Below are 22,973 nucleotides of genomic sequence, written 5' to 3'. Positions count from 1 at the left end.
ACACATGTTTTTCATACGCAAACGACGTGCTGTCGCCATGCTGCTCCTGTGTACTGTTTTCATCTCTGGATGTTGGGATCGTAAAGAAATTAACGATGTAGCCTTTGTTATCGGCATTGCCATTGATAAGGAAGAGGAGAATTACAGATCAAGCTTGCAAATCGCTCTTCCGGGTCAATCCGGTTCTTCCGGCAGTTCGGGAGGCGGGGGTGGTACAAGCAGTGATAAATCATGGTTTATGTTATCCAATACAGCCAAAACTCTTCGAGGAACGACAATTGAAGGCCAGAAGGCGCTATCTCGAAAGATTTATTATGCACACCGCCGTACCGTGCTCATTGGAGAGAAGCTTGCCCGGGAGGGGGTTGCCCCCATGCTGGATTTGATGACACGTTACCCGTTGAATCGTTTCTCCGCATTGCCGGTTGTTACCAGGGGAGAAGCGTTTAAGGTAATGGATACAGATGCACCCATTGAAAAGTTTCCATCGGAGATGGTGCGAGAATTATGTTATCTGAATATGCGTAGCCCCCGTTCGCTCAAAACCTTCACGGATGCCATCCTTAGTGAAGGCGTAGATCCATTTTTGCCTGTTGCTTCAAGTGTAGACAATGTGCCGAAAGACTGGAAGGACGTAAAGACCAACATCAAGCTTGATGGATTAGCCATTTTCAAGAAGGACAAGCTGGTTGGCATGATTGAGAAAGCACCCGGCGATGCACTGATCTTGGCGATGGGTGAAGCCAACGCACCGGAAGTGATGATCGAGGCCCCACGCGGAAAAGGCACTCTGTTTATCAAATTAAATGAGAATAATGCATCATTGCACCCCAGTGTTCAGAATGGAAAGGTAACCGTAACCGTTCAATTGTATGCCAAGGGGGTTCTGGTAGATAACGAATCGAATTATGGTGACTTGTGGGAAAAAGAGATTCTGAAATTAAATTCAGCGATTCACCAAAAAATAAAAGAGGACATCGAGCAAGGAATTCAATTGGTTCAGAAAAAATATCATGCCGATATTCTCGGTCTGGGCCGATCGATTCATCAGCAACTGCCAAAAGAGTGGACCAAAATGAAGGATCGTTGGGATGATATTTATCCAGATGTGGAAGTCGAGGTAATACCGCACATCATTATTGAGAATATAGGGATCATTGATAAACCAATCGGAGTTTTGGAGGAGGATATCGTGCATGATTAAGCCGTTATTATTCACCTTTCTGGGCATGGTGATCGCAGTGATCATAATGGATTTCAGACATTTGAAGCAGGCGGCAGCTATCAATCGTTGGCTATCGTATGGAATCATCGCACTGGGCACGGCGTTATGGTTCTATGTGACGCACTTGAGCAAGACTTTTTTTGTGTCGGTATGGGTGTCTCACATGATCCAACGATTCTTGCCGCTTCCATAGAATGCAACGATGTATGTCTGGATTGAAAAGTGAACACCACAAAGGAGGTATATCATGAATCAGGGAGTAACCAAGCGGCAACTGGTGCTGCTCGTGATGCTGCTTAGTATTACAGGCACTTTGATTCAGCCTCATGCACAGGCCATTTTTTATGCTGAACAGCATGCTTATTTGTCCTATATACCAGTGCTTCTTGTGTTGGTGTTATCCTTATGGATGTTGAGCCGTGTTCAGCGAAGATTCCCCAAACAGGACTTGTTTGGGGCTCTTGTTGAGCGGCATCCTTTTTTGGGACGAATGACAGGATTGCTGTACATCTTGTTTTTTTTCTTTATATTTGCCCGTGACATTCGATTGATTGGTGATTACGTGAGCATTACATTGCTGGAGACCACACCTATTTCCATTGTTGCATTATCGCTTCTGGTCATGGCTGTTTTTATTGTGAGGGGTGGGCTAGGGTCCCTAATCGGGATGTCTGAACTGTACGTTACTTTGTTTCTGCTGATCTCAATGATCGTACCCTTTATGTTGATTCAGCAAATTAACATGGACAATCTTATGCCGTATTTTGACGTCGATGTGGTTGGTGTCGGAAAGGGGAGCTGGTACATATTCTCCTTTTTTGGAGAGGTGGTCGCATTACCTTTTGTGATTAAGGACAGTGATTTTCAGTTCAAATCGGTTTTCTGGGGTATTACGATTTCGGCTTTGCTTATGATGTTGATTCTCATTGAGACCATTACCTCGATTGGAGTACCGATTGCATCCAGACTGGTTTATCCTTCCTATGAACTGGCAAGACAACTGCAAATTAGTGATTTTCTTGATCGGTTTGACCTGGCGCTGGCAGCAGCAACTTTGCCCGCGATGATTACGAAAATAGCTTTCGATCTTTACTTTGTCTGCTGGGGACTGAAACGCATGATCCCGAAAGTTTCGGGTAAAGTCATGACGGGACCGGTTGCTCTGGTTGGATTTGTCTGTGCTTTCTGGTTTTTCAGAAGTGCCATTCAGCTCTTTCGTTTCACCCGGGAATGGACATGGATCGCCATTGTATTTGAGGTGTTGTTTCCATTGATACTCTTCATGTTTCTTCACCCTCGCAAAAAGGGCAAACCAGAGATGGCATCACGTGATAAAAAGCAATCCAACGAGGGTAAACATGAAGGGAATCCAGGGGGTGAACTGCAGCCTTCCTGATGAATATCATCAAAAATCGTTATAGATAAACCGTCGAAAAGAGGTGAAACACGGTTTCCCTCCATAGAAGTACCCTGTATACTGTAGTCAGACTGATGAACTTTCGGCTGAAATAACGGGGGGTACGTGGATGGCTCAACATTTGGCAGGTATACGTGTAGCACTGACAGGACCACGCAAATCCAAAGAAATGTCCCTATTGGTAGAAAAAATGGGCGGAATCCCACTTGTTCGACCTGCACAGGGAACGGTTTTTTTGGATGATCGGAATATTCGTGATGGTTTGGTATCCTGGATCTCAGATCCACCCGATTGGGCAGTTTTGACCACTGGCATGGGGTTGGACGCGATATTCGATGTGGCTGAGGACATGGAGATTGCTGATCAATTGCTGGACGTATTGTCAGCATCGTCGATTGCAGCAAGAGGTTACAAGACGGTGAATGCACTCCGCAAGCATACACTGACTCCGTTGGTGCGGGATGATGATGGCAGTACAGACGGGCTGATCCGTGAATTCGCTCCGTATGATCTGACTGGACAGAAAGTGATGCTGCAGCTTCATGGAGAAACGGCACCCAAGCTTGTAGACTGGCTCGAAGAACAGGGAGCGCTGGTAAGGCAAGTGCTTCCCTACAGCCATGTGCCACCGGAAGATGCGGAACTGGAACAGCTTTTGAATGAGATTGTGCAGCATAAGGTAGATGCTGTTGCTTTTACAAGCGGACCGCAGGTCAGGTTTTTGACCGAATACGCGGCTTCTCAGGATAAGCTTGAACAGATGCTGGAAGCTTTCAGACAAGGTGTTATACCTGCTTCGGTTGGTAAAGTTACCGCGAATTCCATGCGTGAGGAAGGCATTGAGGCTTTGGTGGTTCCGGAGGAAGAGAAGATGGGCGCTCTCATTGTTGAACTCGGGCGTTATTTCGCTGCAGGTCATGTGAACAAGAACCGCAGTTGATATGCCCCTTTATTTCCTGATTCTGATCCGAATTCCGGATTAGAATCTTTTTTTTCTTATGGCCGGATCATAGAGGGTGAAAAAGGAATGATTCCATATGCTTATGAAAGAATTATATAATTAGGATAGCACTGGTCGTGGTCTGCCCCCCTGAGACTTTGGTCGTGATGTTGGTGGGACTCGTCTATAATTAAAGGTTTTCAGATGGAGATGTGGAATGAATTAAAGACAGACGCCATCGAATTGGATATTGCGGATGACCTGTCGGTAGCTCTGTTCACGGAAACACTTAAGCTGGACACAGAACATCTGGATATGCTTATCAATAATGCGGCTATACTAGGAAGTATTACGGATCATATCCGCGGCCCGTTGAATATGGCGGAGATGGCAGAAGTATTTAACGTGAATACCTTAGGTACACTACGTGTGACTCCTTCGCTGTTGCCCCTCCTTCTTCAAGGGACAACCAAGCTGATTGTCGATATATCTTCAGAGGCAGGTAGTATTAAGCAATGCAGTCGCGATGGCTGGTTTGCCTATTTCATGTCCAAATCCGCATTGAACATGCAGGCCCGTCTTGTGCATAATGGATTGAAGGATGAAGGTGGACAAGTGATGCTTGTGCACCCCGGTTGGGTACAGAGTTATATGCGGGGAGAATTGGATGCTGCTGCCGAGCTTACACCTGAACAATCGGCACAACATATTGCAGCACTTATCGATCGCCATAAGCAATTCAAGGGAGGTCAGCCCGCGTATGTAGATTACAAGGGAGACACGCTTCCTTGGTAGTCTTTGTTAGGTTAACCAGAAAGGAGATTTTATGAATGGATCATCGTAAAAAAGCGTTGTTACTTGGCGATTATACTCATCCAGACTGGCACCCGCTTCAGGGTGTGGATGCAGAAATTAGCCGAATTTTCCATGATACTATGACTGTGCAGTGCAGTGAGAATCGCAACATGCTGCTGCAAGAAAATATAACTGGATTTGATGTGTGTATCTCATACATGGACGATTGGAAAGGAAAAGTCTCTCCACAGCAAACAGCAGGTTTGTTGTCGTATGTTAGTAATGGAGGTGGACTGGTTATCATACATAACGGGATATCGCTCCAAAATCGTTATGAGCTCAAGCAGATGATCGGTGCCAAGTTTCTTCATCATCCGCCGTACGCACCGCTGGAATTTACCGTAACTGCGGAGAAACATCCGGTGACCGAAGGCATTTCAGGGTTTACGATGGAGGAAGAACCGTATCAGTTCGAGTTTGGTTCGTTTGCCGAAACGAAGATTCTGCTTGAATATCAATCCGAAGAAGGGCCGAAGCCCGCAGCTTGGGCGCACAGATACGGACTTGGCCGGATTGTTTACCTTATGCCAGGACATCACATACCTTCTTTTGCACACGAAACGTACCGTCAATTGATCCTGCAAGCAGGGAAATGGGCAGCACGTTACGTCTGATCTGACTGTAAATTTTGCATGCGGAGTATAAGGGGTATAGTATAGAGATCAACAAAGAGGAGGATGACAAAAATGAGCGATTTGTTCAAAAAGGCGATCTCGTTAGGGTTGGGTCTTACTGTTGTAAGCAAAGAAAAAATTGAGAAAACCGTGGATGATTTGGTCAAACGCGGGGAACTTGCGCCCGGTGAATCCAAAGCTTTGATTGAACGTCTAATGGAGCGTGGCGATGAAGAGCAGGGCCAGTTCAAGCGAGTGATCCAGGAACAGGTCAAACGGGTGCTTCAGGAAGCTGGCGTGGCATCCGAAAGTGATGTAACTAGTCTGGAACAGCGCGTTGCTGTCCTGGAGAAAAAGCTTGCTGAACTGGGCCACACACCACAGCTTCAACCTGATGAATCCCCGGCTCCACTTGAAGTTCCTCCTCCTCTCAAAGGAAACGAGATCGAGTAGATGGCTGTGCGAATCAAACATGTCGGCAGATACCGTGAAATTGCCATGGCGCTGGTGCGTCATGGCTTCGGTTATATGGTCGAGGAGCTGGGATTGTTCCAGCTGCTGGCCCTACCCCGGCGGTGGATGTCGCGTGAAGCACACACCACCAAAACGCTGAGTGAACGCATCAGGCTTGTGCTGCAGGAGCTGGGGCCAGCTTTCGTCAAGCTGGGGCAACTCGCAAGCACAAGGGCAGATCTATTGCCTGAGTCTGTCATTCGCGAACTGGTGAAGTTGCAGGATCAAGTCCCCCCGTTCTCTTCGGAGACGGCACGGGGTATTTTGGAACAGGAATTGGATACACCGCTGGAAGAGATCTTTTCCCGGTTCGAGGATACCCCTGTAGCTGCAGCCAGCATTGGACAGGTGCATCTGGGCAAGCTTCGTAGCGGCGAGTCGGTAGCCGTTAAAATTCAGCGGCCGGGGATCTCACGCATTGTACAACGTGATTTGGATATTTTGCGGGAACTGACAGCCATGGCGGAGAAACGCTGGGATTGGGTGAAACAGTACCAGATTCCGCAAATGGTAGAAGAGTACGCTCAGGCACTGATGGCCGAGCTGGATTATACCGTCGAAGGCCGCAATACGGAGAAGATTGCACAGCACTATCAGCAGGATAACAAGGTGAAGATTCCGGTGATCTACTGGGATCAGACCTCATCGCGTGTGCTGACCATGGAGTACATCGAGGGCATCAAACTCAATGATCGTGACGAACTGGTGAGACGTGGACATGATCTGAATAACATTGCAGAGCGGCTGGTGGATTCATTACTGAATCAGATCTTTATTCAGGGATTCTTTCACGCTGATCCACATCCGGGTAATCTGATGGTGTTGAAGGATGGAAGGCTTGCCTTTATTGACTTCGGCATGGTGGGCAGTCTGAGCGATGAGATGAAGCAGCAGCTCGCTTCGCTTATTATTGGACTGATGCGCAAAGATACAGAGAGTATGATCCGGGCCATTGAGAAGCTTGGCATGATGCCAGATGATATGGATCTACGCGGGCTTCATGTGGATTTGGACAAGTTGCGTACCAAGTATTACGATATTCCCTTTTCCAAAATTAGTGTGGGTCAAGCGTTGAATGACCTGTTCGGTGTAGCCCAGAGACACCAGGTCGTGATGCCTGCCGACATTCTGTTGCTGGGGAAATCGTTGCTTACGATGGAAGGTGTTATTGAACATCTCGATCCTTCCCTGAGCATTGTGGATATGGCCGAGCCCTTTGGTCGGAAGCTGATCAAGGAACGTTTCAGTCCAGGAAGAATCAAGAATCGGTTGTTCCGCAGTGCGGCGGATATGGCCGAGAGTGTCATTGGTCTGCCGGGGCAGTTAAGGCAATTATCTTCTATTATTAGCAAAGGTAAGCTGAGGCTGGAGATCAGTGTCCCTGAACTGGATGCGCTCATGCGCAGAATGGATCAAATCAGTAATCGACTGTCCTTCAGCATCGTGCTGCTCGCCTTTTGTATTATCATGGTTGGATTAATTATTGGTTCATCGATTAGTCATCAGTCCACGATGCTGTGGGACATTCCGGTCATTGAGATTGGTTTTCTGGTGGCGATTCTGATGGTGGCTTTCCTGCTCTATTCGATATTCAAATCGGGAAGATTCTAGAATAACAACAAGACCCGCAAAGAGACCTTATTAAAGGATCTTTGCGGGTCTTGCTTTAATTCTACTAGTTTTTTGGAAAATGCCATATTCAGGCCAGCAATCAGTATACGTGAGCCATGACAGCTAATATAATTCCGCCTGTATCCAGTCTTGCTTCAGAATTTCAATATGGATTGGCTCCATTTCTTCCTTATATTGGGGAGAAAATGTACTACAAGCTGTTATGGTCAGATACGGAATACGACTTGCCCGAATTTTTTACAAACGAGCATCTCCAGAGAGAACGGCAGATGAATGCGGAGGAGGTTCACCGATATCGCAAAAGCAGGCCACTAAACTATTGGAGAAAGCGTTATCATTACGACTTTCTGTGGCCTCGTGCAAGATACATGGACTCTGTAGGCATTACCTTGCCTGCGTATCATCCGTTTCTGGACCGGCGCATGATCGAGTTTTCGTTCTCGGTTCCGCCGGAGCAGCATTTTGATCTCTTGAAGGGGGAGCAAGACAGCTATGCCGGTTCCAAGCTGCTGCTTCGAAAAGCATTCACGGATATCTTGCCTTCGTAACTGCAAAACTTCAAGCGCATATTGATGAGTTGTTGATCAGCAAAGCAATGTCGATTCCGGATATTGCTCCTTTTGAAAAGGCAGGCTTCCATACAAAAACTCGAGTTATTCAATATAACGAATACTTCGTTACAATGTGGTTAACGATTATTTCTCAGACCATCGGAGGACTGGTCGTGATTGCAGCCGGGAGTATAATGATCGGAACGATCGCTCCCTGGGCCCCGATCGTCTTGCTGGCGTTGGTCGTTCCCAAGCTGTATTGGGAAGCGAAGCTCAACAACGCGACCTTTGAAGGGCGTGAGGAGGTCCAGGAATTAAGGCGGCGTGCTGAATATTACGCTGGTACGCCGCTCAGGCCTGAAACAGCCGGAGAGCTGAAGGTATTTGGTCTTGTTCCTTTTTTTAAGGAGAGATACCTGAGCACTTCACGAGAGCTTCTGCTTACACTTTCAGCCGACCAACGGAAACTGGCTCTCCATCAATTATTGTGGTCTGTGCTCCAGTCGCTGGCCGCCGGCCTCATCATTATTTATCTAGTTGGACAGGCAATTTCCGGCCATTTCACAGCAGGAGACATCTTTTTATTTATTGGTGCCACTATTCAGTTGAATGAGGGAATGAATGAATTATTTGCGGCTTTTGCAATCGGTCCCAGGGAAGCCAAGCATCTGGAGAAGATTCGTTCTTTTCTCTATAGCGAGAATGAAATGAAGTCTGGCTCATACCCTCCGGCGGTGTCTGTCAAAGAGGGCTTCCGCCTGGAAGGAGTCCGTTTCCGGTATGATGAAACCAAAGTTGTGCTGGATATCCCTGAGCTTATCATCCCTGCTGGAAAAGTGACCGTGCTGGTCGGTGAAAACGGGTCAGGCAAAAGCACGCTTGTCAAACTGCTTCTGCGCTTCTTTGATCCGAATGAAGGAGCGGTGTTTTACAACGATATTCCGCTGGGAGAGTATGATATCGCTGCCTATCGGACACAGGCCACAGCGGTATTCCAGGATTTTGTACGCTATGAAATGAATCTTCGGGACAACATTGGGCTAGGCAATCTTGCGGCTGTTAACGAGCAAAGGATAATTGAAAGAGCTGCCAAGCTGGGCGGAGTGGACGAATATCTCCACAAGCTGGGGCACAAATATGTTACACAGCTAGGCAGGCTATTCGGAGGCAGAAGCCTTTCAGGAGGAGAATGGCAGCGGATTGCATTATCCCGTGCTTTTATGAGAGAAGATATTGCCGGATTGCTGATCATGGACGAACCTTCCTCTGCGCTTGATGTGTTCATGGAGGAAGACGTGTTCCAGCGAATGCGGGATTTAATGAAAAACAAGACGGTGGTCATCGTCTCGCATCGGTTAAGCACTGCACGACACGCAGATTATGTAGTCTATATGGAACAGGGCAGAATCATGGAGACGGGAACCCACGACCAATTACTCGAAAATGGCGCAGGGTATGCCGAACTATACAACATGCAGGCTGAAAAATACAGATAAGAGGTGAGATGAAATGAGCGTGGTATTGATTGATAACCTGCGTCCGTTTACTGAACGCGATCTGGCGATGCTGGAGGATTGGTTTAAGGATGCGGAGGTTCATCGGCGATTGGAGGGAATGCTTCCTTTAGGCGAGTGGTACCGGCATGTCGAGCAGCATCCCGGTTATGACGTGTGGGTCGCGTTCTCGGAGGGTGAAGCCGTAGGTGTAATTATGATTGAGCGGGAGGAGCAGAATACGGGAAGTATCGCCATCGTTGTCAATCCGTCGATTCGGGGTAAGGGCTACGGCAGAGCAGTGGTTGGAAATGCCATGCAACTGCCTGAGCTGGGAACGATCTATAAATGGTACGCCGGAATTGAAGCTGACAACGCTGCTTGTTTAAAGTGTTTTCAGTCTACTGGTTTTGTACTGGAGAACGAAGCTCCCGATGAAGACGGTTATTTCTCTTTATGGCATATCGCTAATATTAAAGTGTAGAGCGGAAACAAGGAGGGAGGGGAATGAAAAGAACAATACGGCTGCTCGTGTTCATTCTGCTTGTCTCGTTTCTTCCTGTAGCTGAACTAAAAGCATCCGATCGGCAGGCCGATTACACCTTTCTCATCTATATGATTGGTTCAGATATGGAAAGTGATTTTCATATGGCAAGTGATGACTTGAAGGAAATGATGAGTGTCGGCTCTTCCAGCAATGTAGGTGTTGTCGTTCAGACAGGAGGGGCCCGAAGCTGGGACCATTCGCCCATCGAACCCGGTCTGAATCAACGATGGCGTGTCGAAAAGGGGAGGTTGGCCCTTCTGGATAACGCAGGCTCGCAAAATATGGATACATCCGCTTCCCTTACAGATTTCATTCGCTGGGGAACCCGTGAATATCCGGCTCGGAAGCATGTGCTTATGTTCTGGGGACACGGTCTTGGACCGATCGATGGATACGGGGGCGACGAGCACTACGGAAATAAAAAAATGAGCTTGACCGAGCTTCAAAAAGGAATTGGGCATGCCTATAACGAAACGGGAATTAAATTTGAACTCATCGGCTTCGATAATTGCAAAATGGCAAGTGTGGAGGTGGCCTATGCCCTTAGGGACTATGGAAAATATATGCTTGCATCCGTCGATTACACGAATCAGAATGGGTGGGATTATACGAAAATGCTGAAGGCAGTTCAAGACAATCCCGGGATTTCCACCCTTGAGTTGGGCAGAACTATTGCTCAAGGATATCTGGAACAGTCGAAGGAAAACGGCGAAGAGGAGGACCTTCAGCAATCGATCATTCGAATGGATCGGATGGAAGAGGTTATGAAGGCAGTCGAGTCATTCAGCAAAAGTTTGTTAAAGCCCCAAGCTATGACAAAGGGAATGAGTCATTTGAGAAAAGCCCGGGATCAAGCCGAGGATTATGCGGACGAAGCCGATTTGGTGGATCTTGCTGATTTGTTTACCTTGATCGGCAAAAGAATGAAAGCTGAGAACGAGGCGGACCGCGTCAAAAAAGAAATTCAAAAAGCGGTTGTTTTTAACATGAAGTCTCCTGAGCATCCCAAGGGAGAAGGAATGAGCGTTTATTTTCCGAGCAAGGATGTCCATCGCTTTACTGAAAAGTCCAGTAAGTACCAAAAACTGAAATTTAGCCCAAGCTATAAGTCCTTCATTACTGAATACTCGGCATTGTTGTCACGTCGGACTCCAGATACTCCCAACAAAAAGTGAACGTTGTTGTATGCTGATGTAACATTTTTCGCCAGATGATATAGGAGGCAAATTTCAGGGGTCACGGAACAAAAATATAACTGAAGTTAAGGAAACAACGTAGCAATAGAGTCTGAGTGAACCAACTGCACGTCAGCACATAATCAGCGGTGGAGCAGGAGAGCTACACACCTTTTTTGTTGGCATGGTTGGCAGCCTGAGCGATGAGATGAAACAGCAGCTCGCTTCACTTATTATAGGCTTAATGCGCAAAGATACAGACAGTATGATTCGGGCGATTGAGGAACTCGGCATGATGCCAGAAGACATGGACCTGCGTGGGCTTCATGTGGATTTGGACAAATTACGTACCAAATATTACGATATTCCCTTTTCCAAGATCAGTGTGGGTCAGGCGTTGAATGACTTGTTCGGCGTAGCCCAGAGGCACCGGGTTGTGATGCCTGCCGATATTTTGTTGCTCGGTAAATCCTTGCTGACGATGGAAGGTGTAATCGAACATCTCGATCCTTCCCTGAGCATTGTGGATATGGCTGAGCCCTTTGGTCGGAAGCTGATCAAGGAACGTTTCAGTCCCGGAAGAATCAAGAATCGGTTGTTCCGCAGTGCGGCCGATATGGCTGAGAGTGTCATTGGTCTGCCAGGGCAGTTAAGGCAGTTATCATCCATTATTAGCAAAGGCAAGCTTAGGCTTGAAATCAGTGTCCCTGAACTGGATGCACTCATGCGCAGAATGGACCAGATTAGCAATCGGCTGTCCTTCAGCATCGTGCTACTCGCCTTTTGTATCATTATGGTGGGGTTGATTATCGGTTCGTCGATCAGTCATCAATCCACAATGCTATGGGATATTCCGGTCATTGAGATTGGTTTTCTGGTGGCGATTCTGATGGTCGCTTTCCTGCTCTATTCGATATTCAAATCGGGAAGATTCTAGCTTCAGCATCACATTACAAGAATACCCGTAAAGAGACTTTCTCCAAAGGATCTTTACGGGTTATTTGTTTATAAATAGAGCATTGGCGAGTAAATTATAGAAAAATTAAGATAATAGGAGATATGATCCTGTTTTTTAAGCTTAATTGTGTTAGTACATATCATGTCCTATGACTATAATAATAGTTCAGTACATTAACGGACCCGGTTTTTCTGAGAGGGGAAAACCTATTGGCATTGGCATCGGAATCAGATCGTGATGTCGCACGAGTAAGACAACTGAAGGCAGTCATGGAACAGCGGTACACACTGGAACGGAAAAGACATGAGTGTTCATTAACCCGTCAAGGATATACAGATGGTCAATAATGACGCAACTCAGGCAAGAGCATAGGCGAATGATGCGGAGAGGAATCCGTTGTTTTGTGCTGTCCTGGGTAGTCAGTTAGTGGTGTATTGCTTTCGTTACTCTTTAGCAGAATTATACAATATGAGGAATACACGTAGGAGGAACGGCAAAGAACATATGAATACTCTAAAACAACAATGGTTTGGCAACATTCGCGGAGACGTGCTGGCAGGCATTACGGTAGCGCTGGCGTTAATTCCGGAAGCCATTGCTTTCTCCATCATTGCAGGTGTCGATCCAATGGTCGGGTTGTACGCTTCGATTACCATTGCGATTGTGATCTCGATTGCAGGAGGAAGACCAGGCATGATCTCGGCGGCAACAGGTGCCATGGCGGTACTGATGGTTGGACTCGTCAAGGATTATGGGGTGGAATACCTTTTTGCAGCAACGATATTGACGGGAATTATTCAGTTTATTTTGGGTATTTTCAAGGTGGGGCGATTTATTACGTTTGTGCCTCATTCGGTACTAACCGGATTCGTGAACGCACTGGCTATCCTGATCTTTATGGCACAGTTAACCCACTTCACGGGAGCGAATTGGATCATGTATGCGATGGTGGCAGGTACGCTGGCGATCGTCTATATTTTGCCGCGGTTTTTCAAAGCCGCACCAGCTCCACTGATTGCGATCATCATGATGACGATTATTACGGCGATGCTAAATCTGGACGTGAAGACTGTCGGCGATATGGGGAACCTGACCAGTACGTTGCCAATGTTCCACTTGCCTAATATTGCATGGACTTGGGACACACTGATGATTCTGCTGCCCTATTCATTCACTCTGGCACTCGTCGGTTTGCTGGAATCTCTGCTGACCGCAACCATCGTAGATGAGATGACCGAGACCAAGAGCAGCAAGAACCGCGAAGTACGCGGTCAGGGGATTGCCAACTTCATTAACGGTTTGTTCGGTGGTATGGCTGGCTGTGCCATGATTGGGCAATCGGTGATTAATGTGAAGTCTGGTGGACGCGGAAGATTATCCACGTTTACCGCAGGTGCGTTTCTCGCGATCCTGTTGTTGCTGCTCAGCGGAGTGGTGAAACAGGTACCGATGGGTGCACTCGTCGGTGTAATGTTTATGGTGTGTATCGGAACATTCGACTGGAGTTCCATCAAAAATATTGCCCGCGTGCCACGTGCGGAAGCCTTTGTCATGATCGTTACGGTGGCGATTGTGGTCTATACCCACGATCTGTCGATCGGGGTCATGGTCGGCGTTGTGCTCAGTGTGCTGCATTTTGGCTGGAAACAGACCAAGATTCGCGTACAGGCGAGCCAGGAACAAGGGCAGAAAGTATATCGGGTTCACGGACCGTTCTTCTTTGGTTCTTCGTCCCGCTTCGTGGATGAGTTCGATGCAGAGACTGATCCGAAGGAGATCACGATTGATTTCGGAGGTTCACATATCTGGGACAATACTGCGGTTGTGGCTATTGGTAAAGTGAAGTTCAAATACGCGAAGCTGGGCAAAACCGTGCACCTGCGCGGGTTGAACGAGGAAAGCTCTCGTATTCTTGAACGGAGTGGATTTGCCACTGCTGGAGGGCACGGTTCGTAACTTGGTTGGACGACAAGACAATATAAAAAGATACTTTGTAATCGGCGACGCACTTTTCCGGATTCAAACCGGGGAGAGGGCGTCGCTGTTTTTATTAGAGCCTGAGGCATGTTAGGTCAGATCCACATCATCAGCAACCTGAAGGCAGATCTAGAGTCACTAACTAAACGCTCTTAAACTCACTTGGTCGATACAGGTCACGCTGATCTTGGGATTTTGTGCTACAAGTTAGGGGTGTAACGCTGTATCCCCTTTTGTTTTGCTGGACTAACGTGTAAACTACAGGGTATAGAGAAGAAGAGCAACGTGTGGGATTGCTTTTTAAAAAATTCATTTCATAATCATGATTGATATAAGGAAAGCTAGTCTTGATTGCAGATACTGAAGTCATTATGAAATGGACTTATCTAAATGAATATACAGAGGTGTAACGATTGGCAAACTTTGAACAACTGGGCATTCGCCCGGAATGGTGCGAGATCCTGAAGCATCAGGGCATCACCGTGCCGACTCCGGTACAGGAGCGTTCGATTCCGGTACTGCTGGGTGGACGTGATATTATCGCCGAGGCACAGACAGGAACAGGGAAAACGCTGGCTTTTTTGCTGCCGATTATTCAGAAAATTAACGTATCCGATCGTTCGCCGCAAGCGCTGATTATCGCGCCTACGCGTGAGCTTGCGCTGCAAATTACGGAAGAAGCGAAGAAGCTCACTGCAAATGACGATAAACTGCATGTGCTTGCCGTTTACGGCGGGCAGGATGTGGACAAGCAACTGCGCAAATTGCAGAACGGCACCCAGATCGTTATTGGTACGCCGGGTCGTCTTCTGGATCACCTGCGTCGTGGCACGTTGAAGCTTGATAATGTGAAAAAACTGGTGCTGGATGAAGCCGACCAAATGCTGCACATGGGCTTCCTGGACGATGTGGAGACGATTCTTAGCGAGCTGCCACACAAACGCCAAACGATGCTGTTCTCAGCAACGATGCCAAAGGGCATTCGCAACCTGGCGAAGAACTACATGAAAGATCCGGAAGATGTGAAAGTATCTTCCCAATCCGTCATTCCGATCAAGCAGATCCGTCAGCAAGTACTGGAATGTACAGATCGCGGTAAGCTTGAAGCACTTCGCGGCATGATTGATACGTACAACCCGTATTTGGCGATTATTTTCTGCCGGACGAAGCGTCGTGCGTCCAAGCTGAACGAAGATCTGCGCGAAGCAGGTTATGCCAGTGATGAACTTCATGGAGATCTGTCCCAATCCAAGCGTGAGAACGTAATGAAAGCGTTCCGCGATGCCAAACTGCAAGTGCTGGTTGCTACAGATGTAGCTGCACGCGGACTTGATGTTGAAGGCGTCACGCATGTATTTAACTACGATATGCCGCATGATGCGGAAAGTTATATCCACCGGATCGGTCGTACGGGCCGCGCAGGCGGTACGGGCCTTGCTGTAACGTTTGCAACAGAGCACGACAGACCGGAACTTGCACGTATTGAACAAGGTATCGACCAGAAGCTGTCCCGTATCCAGTGGACGAGCGAAGGTCCGGTAGCATCGACTGGAGCAGCTAGACGTTCCATAAATGGTCAGGGTGATGACGAACGTTCAGGCGGACGCTCTTCCGGGACAGGCAGTGCCCGTCGCGGTGCAGGTCGTAACGATCGCAGAGATGGCGGACGTGGTGGTCGTGGTTCGCGCGGTGGCGAAGGTGGACGCAGTGAAGGTACACGTAGTGGTGGCCGTAGCGGTGACGAGCGCGGCGCAGGCCGTGGTTCCGCGCGCAGCAGCGACAGCAGTCGTGGTGCAGCGGGCCAAGGTGGACGCGGTGCAGGTCGCAGCGGCGATGAGCGCAGCGCAGGTCGTGGTTCCGCGCGCAGCAGCGACAGCAGTCGTGGTGCAGCAGGCCAAGGCGGACGCGGTGCAGCTAGCAGCAGCGGCTGGGCTGGCCGTAGTGCCGACAAGCGCAGCTCCGGGCGCAGCAGCGAAGGCTCACGCCGTCCGGAATCCGCAGGACGCGGACCGGCGAAGGGCGACCGTCGCGATTCTCGTCGCGGACGGTAAAGCTTTTGGCGCAAGCGGCGATATAGCCGCTCCTGCGCAGGCACCATGCCATGCCACAGAATTTGGCATGGCTCATATGAGAGGGTTCGGGTACAGATGTACCGAACCCTCAGATCAAGGGTCGCGACGGAACCACGTCGCGGCCCTTTTTCACCAGGAAAGACAATGATTTCCGCTTATTGCTTTTGTCGTCTGCGAGTGTCTGTTTGCACGCATGCTTAATTCCATGGGAAATGCCATTCGGGTATTTTCATTTTTGTCCGTGTACCGCGGGTAGCACTCGGCAGACTGCCATAAACTTCAAAACACCTCATCCTAGACCTAAGGATGGGGTGTTTTTTGATCAATTCTTATATCATTAGAATCATAACATTCAATCCGTGTTGCTGACGCGCATGCAGGGGTGGATGAAATTCCATTCGTCTATATACACGGAGTGAGTTTGCACTAAACTACATTTTCCATTCCAAATATATCATCCCTACAACTGAACATCTGCGTACTGATCCCGATATTTCTCGTTATACACCCGGCCCACCGACTCTGCAAGTCCCCCGCGTGCCTTGCTTGGATAGCGTTCAATCGTGTGATAAAGTCTCATGAATCGATCCTTAGGCATAAAGCGGGCGTAGCGGGTAATAAGACTAGGGAATGACTCAATATATTTGCTCTTGCGCACGGCAGCTGCAGCCACGGCTGTGAGAATCTGAATTCCGTTGTGGAGCTGTAAAATGTTCACTTCATAGGTAGCGATATAACGAATCGCGTCTTCACGGATCAATTCCGGCTTAAGCCGCGCGATCTCACCGATATATTCAGCAAGCAGCCGCTCGAAGCTGTGTAGCAGCAGGGGCTTAAGCTGCAGATCCATATCGCTGCGCAGGACGAAGGATTGTAACAACGCAACCTGCTGCAGTCGAATTCGGTCATTGTAGACGAGTGAGCCGATCTCGCGGAGCATCTCATACGCCAGCGCTTCATCCTGCTTCCGGGCTTCTGCGACGAGGGCCCAGTTCCGGTTGATACCCTGACGGATGATTTCCTCATCCTGTTGCAACATACGCTTCGTCTCACGCTGCTGCTCTACCTGGAACGAACGTTGTTGCATGAAGATCAGTCCTGCCAGAAGCAACAGGGAGATCGTAGCTGCCATCATGGTCTGATCTATGGTTTCACCGAAATAGGTGGCAGCTGTACCGAACAATAGGGTAATGAACAGGTCGCGTGCGATTCGGCGTTTCACGCGGGAAGCGGCTCGCTCTTGAACGGAGACAAGGGCACCCCGGCGACAAGCGGTACATGCATCTTCCCACAGGCAGGTGTATTGTCCACAACGTTTGCAGACGTGCAACTTTTGGAACGCATGTGTCGTTCGAATAAACGGTCGGATGGATACAACTTGTTTTGGGCTCATGCTCAATCACGCTCACCATTCAGAATAGTATATAGGGTACGATCCGTGTCTTCCCGGGAAACTGGTTTGCGTCGATGGAGCTGTAACGCAATTACCTTTATCATGACAAAAAGAAACAATATGGCGAGGCAACCGTATGTAACCATAATCCGTTCCTTTCTATGGCTTGATGATCAAGCACTGTTATATTGCAGTTTGCTGGCAATAACTATATCATATTTCCATAGTTGGTACTTTTGTGTCAGCTACAGGCGTTTATTCGTCGATTTTTGTCAGTCATTACAAAACTGTAACTCAAGATAGGGGTGCTTTTCAGAATTTATTAGTAGACTGTTAAGATTTCCTTAAGGCTTGACGCCTATAATAAACTATTCCCATTTTAATCTCAAACGTGAAGGAGTACACCTAATGCTGCGGACACGCAAAATACGCTGGCTCAGCGGAACTCTGGTTCTGCTGGCATTTCTAACGCTGCTGTTACCTCAGGCGTTGCTGCCACAAGCTGCAGCGGCTCAGGCACAGACAAGCGGAATCGATGCGGTGCTTGTAGCCGATGTAAGTAACTCGATGAATACAAGTGACCGTGACAAGATCAGTAATGAAGCCATGAAAATGTTTATTGATATGCTGCCCGTCCAGGGGGACAAGGTAGGGATTGTCGCTTACACTGATCAGGTGGAGCGGGAAAAGGCTATGCTGGAGATTCAGTCCGATGCAGACAAGAGCAGCCTGAAGGATTTTATTGATCAGCTCGGCCGGGGGCCATATACCGATGTCTCTGTTGGTGTAGCGGAAGCGGTGAATGTGCTGAACCATGGTGCTGACCCATCCCACTCGCCGATGATTGTGCTGCTGGCGGACGGCAACAATGATTTTAATAAAACTAAAGGTCGCGCACAGGCACAATCGGATGCAGATCTGGAAAAGGCTGTTAAGGAAGCGCAGAACCAGGGTATTCCGGTATATACGATAGGACTCAATGCGGATGGCAAGCTGAACAAGAATGCACTCTCAGATCTGGCCCAGCAGACCGGAGGCAAGTCATTCATTACCGATACGCCTGATGATCTGCCACAGATTTTGAGTGAAATCTTCGCTGATCATGCCAAGCTGAATGTTGTGAAGCTGCCCTCTGTAACGGGAAACGGCAGTTATCAAGAAGTTACCGTGAACGTGCCGAACGACAGTGTGTTGGAAGCGAACATCTCGATTATGTCCTCGAAGCCGGTGGAAGTACAATTGACCGATCCTTCGGGCCAAGCTGTAAACCTGAACTCGGATGCAGCCAAGCTCTCGACTTCGAAGAGTTATTCATTGGTGAAGCTGTTGAAACCCCAAGAGGGCGATTGGAAACTTCGGGTAAAAGGGGCTCCGAAAGACAGCATTGATATCAACCTGCTGTTCAACTATAATCTGGAGCTTGTTGTGGACCCAATTAAGACCAAGTCCTATACAAAAGGCGATAAGGTTGAACTTGTTGCCAAGCTGGAGAATGGCGGTCAGCCACTTCAGGATAAGGACCTGTATGCGGATATGAAGGCCACACTGGTCGTGAAAGATGTCGATACAGGCAAAAGTGAGGAACAGCCGTTGGAGAACATGGGCACTGGTTTTGCCGGAACATTTGAAATCCCGGACAATCATCAGTATGAATTGATCATTCGGGCGGAAGAGGACAGCTTTTACCGCGAAAGTGCTCCAATCACCATTAACGCGGGCGGAGCAGCCGGAAGTGGTACTCAACCGACAACGTCAGGCGGTGAACAGGACAAGCCGTTCCCTTGGTTACCTGTCATTTTGGGTATTGTAGCCCTGCTTGTGGTAGCTGTTGGTGCCTGGTTCCTGATGGGCTGGCTGAAACGCAAAAACCGGGGATTTGTGGGTCAAATGATTGTGGAGATTCGGGATGAGAACACAGGAGACAAGTCATATCCACAATATAAAAAGCTGGTATCCTTCCGGGGCAGATTCCATCTGCATCAGTTGTTGCAGCTGGACCCTGAGCTGAAGGAAACCGAAAAATATATATTTACGCCTAGCAATGGGGATCGAATTATAATTCGTAACACCGCAGGCGGTACGCTGGAGAAATCCGGTCGTGCAGTCGATGCAAGCTCAGGCGTTGAACTGAAGAACGGTGACCGACTGAGCATCCCGCTGCAACAGGCGGACAAAACGATTTTGATCGAGTATTTAGTGTAACCAAAGGGAGGACAACGAATGAAACCGATTGTTAGAGAACATATTCAGCAGCTGGATGTATCACTTGGCGGAGGGATCGTCAGTGAGAAAATCCGAGTCGATACGATTGATAACCCCATTCTGATTATCGGTCTGGGTGGAACGGGCATTGATGCGCTGCTGCGCCTCAAATATCAGATCAACCGTCGTTTTAAGCTGCCACAGGACCCGGTATCCAAGAAAAAAATGGACAAGCCGGACAATGTGGAGTTTCTGGCTTTCGAAACGAACGAACAGGATCGCGCCAAAAAATATAGAGGGATCGGACTTGATCCCATTAATGAATTCGTATTGTTATCCAATGCCGAGATCGGCGGGCTGTTACAGAACCGCAGCGTGCTGGAGCCGTATATTACGGACTGGCTGTCTCCGGAACTGAGCATCACGGATGGCATGAACGGTGCCGCAGGAGTGCGTCAGGCTGGACGCCTGCTCCTGTTCACGAAGATTAATCAGGTCGTGCAAGCGATCGACAAAAAGATTAAAACGTTATCTGTAGGCACCAACAAAAAACTGATGGTGTTCCTGCTGACAGGTCTGTCCGGCGGTACAGGCAGCGGCTGCTTCCTCGATATTTCCTATATCGTGCGCGGCATCATTGAACGTGATCACGGCTCTGCCGGGATTGACCGCGTCAATACGCTGGGTTACCTGTTCACGCCAGACGTGAACCTGTCCAACAAAAGTTTGAGCGAACACACTCGCGAATACATTCGCAAGAATGGATATGCTGCGCTCAAAGAGCTGGATTACTGGATGAACGTGGATAGCCGCAATGAGCGGTTTACCCAGAAGTACGGCAATATCCTGACGGTCAACTCACCGCTGCCGCCATTTAACCTGTGTCATCTGATCTCTGCGACGAATACCGAAGGCAAATTGCTGGAGAACGCCTATGATTACTGCATGAACGTCACCGCCGAGAATATTACAAACTTCATGGCAAGTGAGGAGAAACAGTCTGGTGAGGAGTTCGCGATCCATGATTATATCAGCAACATTCGGACCAACATTGCACAGATGAACAAGGTGTACCCGGCCAACTATGATTACAACATCATCGGTGCCTCTTCGGCTGTATTGCCGATTGAAGAGATGACCACTTATCTGGCCTACCGGATGTTCGATAAAATGAATACCATGTTCTCCAAAGCACCGAACCAGGAGGATACCGAGAAGTTTGCCCGTAAGCTGGGCATCGATCTCGAAAGTGTAGTTAAGTCCTTTGAAGCACGCGTGCCAGAGCCGCTGCCTGGTTACCAGAACAGCGAGCGTCTGTCCTATGGCAATGTGGTGAAATCACAGGTGGTGAACATGGACACCGAGCTGGAACAGAACTTCCTGGCCCGTGCCCGTGAAGAATATATTAAGGCGAAGAAACAGCTGCCGGGCGAGATTGCCGGTCAGTTCACCGAACAGATCCGGCGTATGTTTTTGCATCCCGAACAGGGTCCGTTCTATGTCTCCCGCCTGATCTATACGGAAAAAGGCTTCTGTGTACTGAAGATGATCCAGTCTTATATTGAAACCCTGCGTGAGAATGCCTTCCGCATTCCGCGTGATATTGAAGCAGCTCAGGAGCAGTCTGAAGAGAAACTGGGCGATGCAAAGAGTGCTTTTGTCTCCAAAGAGAAGAAAAAGAATGCTTATATTGAAGCAAAAATTCATGAGTACTGGCTGCACGCCGACGTGGAACGCAACGATCAGATGATCGAGTTCTACGAAGATCTGTACGAGTTGCTGAACCAGGAAAACAGCCGCATTTATAACGTATTTACCGAAACGCTGAACGCCCTTAGCTCGATATTCGCCAAGAATGGTGATCTGCTGACACGCGGCGAAGAACAATCCGATCACAAAGGCAACAAGACGTATTACTGGAACGTGGTAAGTGTGCCGGATATCGTCAGTGTGGTGGATGGGCTGCTGGATAAGCGCGATACGGATGATCTAATCCGTGACTTCTCCCGTGAATTGCTGGAAAACTCCAGCCAATGGGTGAAAGAAAACGAGATTGATATCGTCAGCTCCATCTCCGATTTCCTGAGTGAGAAATTCGGTGATCTGATTACCCGCTCCATGGAAGATTTCCTGGTGATTAAATATGGACAGGATGAATCGGTTGAGAAATTCGTGGAACGTTTCATTGCTGGCAAGCTGGATGATGAGGCCGTTCCGGTGTTCAATCTGAGCAACAGTACGGGGAGTCTGCATTTCCCTTCATGGGGATTTGTATCGGTACCGGCGCAGGCGCCAGGCATTCTGAAAGGGATTCGCAATTATCAGAACAATGCGGTAGGCAAATCTCATTTTACCGTCAAGGAAAGTGAAGTGCGTAACCGGATTTTCTGGCTGAACACCCGCAACGGGGTACCACTATTTGTGTATACACCACTCAAAGTATATGAGGAAAGCTATGAACGTACCATTTTGGATAAAGAAGGCATTGGTCGTCACTTGGTGCAAACGGAGAAAAACAACTGGACCTATCTACCGTCACCAATTCCAGAGAAATCCTGGGGAGATGTGTACGAGAACGCCCGCGTGAAGCAGTATAACGCCCGTGTACGTGCGGAATTCGAACAAGCGCTTGGATACAACATTGTGACAGCCAAATCCATTGATGAGAATACAAGTAACCGGTATGCGATTGTGACAACAGAAGCGTTTGACTTGTCTGCAAAACTGGGAGCCTACGACATGCGTCTCACGTCCACCACGCCGAACCTCGGCGAAGTGAAGCGGGCCGTGATCGAGCTGAAACGTCTGCAATCCGAAGGGTTGCCGCGTGTAGGAGTTAAGGATATTTTCGGCAGTATTAATGAAGATATGGCTAAAGAAAACCTGGTGCGCTCCCCGCAGCTGATCGCGCGCGTACGTGAGGAACTGGCAAAGATGAATGCCATCTCGGCCAAAGTCGCGGAACTCGAAGGCATTCTTGCCCAGTACCAGGACGAAGAGCAGTGGTATGATCGCTTCATCGAAGCGCTATATACCGACACCATCGTCAAAAAAGGTGCGCTCTACGTCTATGACCGTGACCCGGAAGAAGACGCATGGGAGCCATTCGCGAACCTGATGAAGAGCCGTAACTTTGCCGAGTATGAAGTGTTTGGTAACTTCCGCGGCCTGACGGAAAAAGACCGCAGTACACTGCTGCGTAAAGCCTCCCGTCGGGATAATGATCTGACGGCTTCAGAAGATATCACCCCATTGCTGACGAAGCTGGATGATCTGGCTGCGCTGTTCATGGAATCGCGTGATCGTCTCGAATACGAGCGGGTGGAACTGGCTAATGGGGAAGACATCTATCAGTTCTACAGAACGATGTCATCGAAGCTGAACGACATCCGCAGAAGGCTGAAGTAAG

Annotated in this window: 18 protein-coding genes and 1 pseudogene; 18 read left to right on the top strand and 1 reads right to left on the bottom strand. The window is 48.5% G+C overall.

The window, feature by feature from the left end; translation table 11 throughout:
- Positions 1-4: 4 nt before the first annotated feature.
- From ACR32F_RS30100 to ACR32F_RS30025, 16 genes and pseudogenes are all read left to right on the top strand, one after another.
- Positions 5-1,204 carry a Ger(x)C family spore germination protein gene (locus ACR32F_RS30100; RefSeq protein ID WP_440113867.1) on the top strand — a complete coding sequence of 400 codons (1,200 nt, stop codon included), beginning with the start codon at positions 5-7 and terminating at the stop codon, positions 1,202-1,204.
- Positions 1,197-1,418, top strand: a complete 222-nt coding sequence (locus ACR32F_RS30095) for a hypothetical protein (RefSeq protein ID WP_440113864.1) — start codon at positions 1,197-1,199, stop codon at positions 1,416-1,418. The genes ACR32F_RS30100 and ACR32F_RS30095 overlap by 8 nt, the downstream gene beginning before the upstream one ends.
- Positions 1,419-1,472: 54 nt before the next feature.
- Positions 1,473-2,621, top strand: coding sequence for a GerAB/ArcD/ProY family transporter (locus tag ACR32F_RS30090; RefSeq protein ID WP_440113861.1), 1,149 nt, complete (start codon positions 1,473-1,475; stop codon positions 2,619-2,621).
- A gap of 130 nt (positions 2,622-2,751) precedes the next feature.
- Positions 2,752-3,582 carry a uroporphyrinogen-III synthase gene (locus ACR32F_RS30085; protein ID WP_440113859.1) on the top strand — a complete coding sequence of 277 codons (831 nt, stop codon included), beginning with the start codon at positions 2,752-2,754 and terminating at the stop codon, positions 3,580-3,582.
- A gap of 204 nt (positions 3,583-3,786) precedes the next feature.
- Positions 3,787-4,377, top strand: coding sequence for an SDR family NAD(P)-dependent oxidoreductase (locus ACR32F_RS30080; protein ID WP_440113857.1), 591 nt, complete (start codon positions 3,787-3,789; stop codon positions 4,375-4,377).
- 35 nt (positions 4,378-4,412) lie between these two features.
- The gene (locus ACR32F_RS30075; RefSeq protein ID WP_440113854.1) at positions 4,413-5,051 is read left to right on the top strand and encodes a ThuA domain-containing protein; all 639 of its coding nucleotides are present in this window, start codon (positions 4,413-4,415) and stop codon (positions 5,049-5,051) included.
- Positions 5,052-5,123: 72 nt separating this feature from the next.
- Positions 5,124-5,504: a phasin family protein gene (locus ACR32F_RS30070; RefSeq protein ID WP_440113852.1), complete on the top strand. Its 381-nt coding sequence runs from the start codon at positions 5,124-5,126 to the stop codon at positions 5,502-5,504.
- Positions 5,505-7,175 carry an ABC1 kinase family protein gene (locus ACR32F_RS30065; RefSeq protein WP_440113850.1) on the top strand — a complete coding sequence of 557 codons (1,671 nt, stop codon included), beginning with the start codon at positions 5,505-5,507 and terminating at the stop codon, positions 7,173-7,175.
- Between the two features lie 116 nt (positions 7,176-7,291).
- Entirely contained in the window at positions 7,292-7,744 is a 453-nt protein-coding gene (locus ACR32F_RS30060) for an asparagine synthase-related protein (protein WP_440113847.1), read from the top strand.
- A 32-nt stretch (positions 7,745-7,776) separates the two neighbouring features.
- Positions 7,777-9,243 (top strand): ABC transporter ATP-binding protein, encoded by a 1,467-nt coding sequence (locus ACR32F_RS30055; protein ID WP_440113844.1) that lies wholly within the window; start codon positions 7,777-7,779, stop codon positions 9,241-9,243.
- 13 nt (positions 9,244-9,256) lie between these two features.
- On the top strand, positions 9,257-9,724 hold the full coding sequence (locus tag ACR32F_RS30050) for a GNAT family N-acetyltransferase (protein WP_440113841.1): 468 nt from the start codon (positions 9,257-9,259) through the stop codon (positions 9,722-9,724).
- Positions 9,725-9,747: 23 nt separating this feature from the next.
- Complete coding sequence (locus tag ACR32F_RS30045) at positions 9,748-10,962, top strand: clostripain-related cysteine peptidase (protein WP_440113838.1); 1,215 nt, start codon at positions 9,748-9,750, stop codon at positions 10,960-10,962.
- A 157-nt stretch (positions 10,963-11,119) separates the two neighbouring features.
- Positions 11,120-11,899 (top strand): annotated as a pseudogene (locus tag ACR32F_RS30040) (ABC transporter); the annotation flags it as partial.
- 230 nt (positions 11,900-12,129) lie between these two features.
- Positions 12,130-12,267 carry a hypothetical protein gene (locus ACR32F_RS30035; protein WP_440113835.1) on the top strand — a complete coding sequence of 46 codons (138 nt, stop codon included), beginning with the start codon at positions 12,130-12,132 and terminating at the stop codon, positions 12,265-12,267.
- Between the two features lie 157 nt (positions 12,268-12,424).
- Positions 12,425-13,876 carry a SulP family inorganic anion transporter gene (locus ACR32F_RS30030; protein WP_440113832.1) on the top strand — a complete coding sequence of 484 codons (1,452 nt, stop codon included), beginning with the start codon at positions 12,425-12,427 and terminating at the stop codon, positions 13,874-13,876.
- A 434-nt stretch (positions 13,877-14,310) separates the two neighbouring features.
- Positions 14,311-15,948, top strand: coding sequence for a DEAD/DEAH box helicase (locus tag ACR32F_RS30025; protein ID WP_440113829.1), 1,638 nt, complete (start codon positions 14,311-14,313; stop codon positions 15,946-15,948).
- Positions 15,949-16,429: 481 nt separating this feature from the next.
- Here the strand turns inward: ACR32F_RS30025 and ACR32F_RS30020 are convergent, their stop codons facing one another.
- Positions 16,430-17,362 (bottom strand): hypothetical protein, encoded by a 933-nt coding sequence (locus ACR32F_RS30020; protein ID WP_440113826.1) that lies wholly within the window; start codon positions 17,360-17,362, stop codon positions 16,430-16,432.
- Between the two features lie 408 nt (positions 17,363-17,770).
- On the opposite strand from ACR32F_RS30020, the gene ACR32F_RS30015 reads away from it, so the two are divergent.
- Both ACR32F_RS30015 and ACR32F_RS30010 read left to right on the top strand, forming a co-directional pair.
- Complete coding sequence (locus tag ACR32F_RS30015; protein ID WP_440113823.1) at positions 17,771-19,564, top strand: vWA domain-containing protein; 1,794 nt, start codon at positions 17,771-17,773, stop codon at positions 19,562-19,564.
- 18 nt (positions 19,565-19,582) lie between these two features.
- Entirely contained in the window at positions 19,583-22,972 is a 3,390-nt protein-coding gene (locus tag ACR32F_RS30010) for a tubulin-like doman-containing protein (protein WP_440113820.1), read from the top strand.
- Position 22,973 lies beyond the last annotated feature (1 nt).

It is taken from the genome of Paenibacillus hebaui (genome assembly GCF_051934385.1).
GTDB lineage: Bacteria > Bacillota > Bacilli > Paenibacillales > Paenibacillaceae > Paenibacillus.
This window is presented reverse-complemented; position numbering and strand designations above follow the sequence as displayed.

What these genes read in the sequence shown, in the direction of transcription:
- ACR32F_RS30100 (WP_440113867.1), top strand. Translation starts at nt 5, where the DNA reads ATGTTTTTCATACGCAAACGACGTGCTGTCGCCATGCTGCTCCTGTGT.
- ACR32F_RS30095 (WP_440113864.1), top strand. Translation starts at nt 1,197, where the DNA reads ATGATTAAGCCGTTATTATTCACCTTTCTGGGCATGGTGATCGCAGTG.
- ACR32F_RS30090 (WP_440113861.1), top strand. Translation starts at nt 1,473, where the DNA reads ATGAATCAGGGAGTAACCAAGCGGCAACTGGTGCTGCTCGTGATGCTG.
- ACR32F_RS30085 (WP_440113859.1), top strand. Translation starts at nt 2,752, where the DNA reads ATGGCTCAACATTTGGCAGGTATACGTGTAGCACTGACAGGACCACGC.
- ACR32F_RS30080 (WP_440113857.1), top strand. Translation starts at nt 3,787, where the DNA reads ATGGAGATGTGGAATGAATTAAAGACAGACGCCATCGAATTGGATATT.
- ACR32F_RS30075 (WP_440113854.1), top strand. Translation starts at nt 4,413, where the DNA reads ATGGATCATCGTAAAAAAGCGTTGTTACTTGGCGATTATACTCATCCA.
- ACR32F_RS30070 (WP_440113852.1), top strand. Translation starts at nt 5,124, where the DNA reads ATGAGCGATTTGTTCAAAAAGGCGATCTCGTTAGGGTTGGGTCTTACT.
- ACR32F_RS30065 (WP_440113850.1), top strand. Translation starts at nt 5,505, where the DNA reads ATGGCTGTGCGAATCAAACATGTCGGCAGATACCGTGAAATTGCCATG.
- ACR32F_RS30060 (WP_440113847.1), top strand. Translation starts at nt 7,292, where the DNA reads ATGACAGCTAATATAATTCCGCCTGTATCCAGTCTTGCTTCAGAATTT.
- ACR32F_RS30050 (WP_440113841.1), top strand. Translation starts at nt 9,257, where the DNA reads ATGAGCGTGGTATTGATTGATAACCTGCGTCCGTTTACTGAACGCGAT.
- ACR32F_RS30045 (WP_440113838.1), top strand. Translation starts at nt 9,748, where the DNA reads ATGAAAAGAACAATACGGCTGCTCGTGTTCATTCTGCTTGTCTCGTTT.
- ACR32F_RS30030 (WP_440113832.1), top strand. Translation starts at nt 12,425, where the DNA reads ATGAATACTCTAAAACAACAATGGTTTGGCAACATTCGCGGAGACGTG.
- ACR32F_RS30020 (WP_440113826.1), bottom strand. Translation starts at nt 17,362, where the DNA reads ATGAGCCCAAAACAAGTTGTATCCATCCGACCGTTTATTCGAACGACA.
- ACR32F_RS30015 (WP_440113823.1), top strand. Translation starts at nt 17,771, where the DNA reads ATGCTGCGGACACGCAAAATACGCTGGCTCAGCGGAACTCTGGTTCTG.
- ACR32F_RS30010 (WP_440113820.1), top strand. Translation starts at nt 19,583, where the DNA reads ATGAAACCGATTGTTAGAGAACATATTCAGCAGCTGGATGTATCACTT.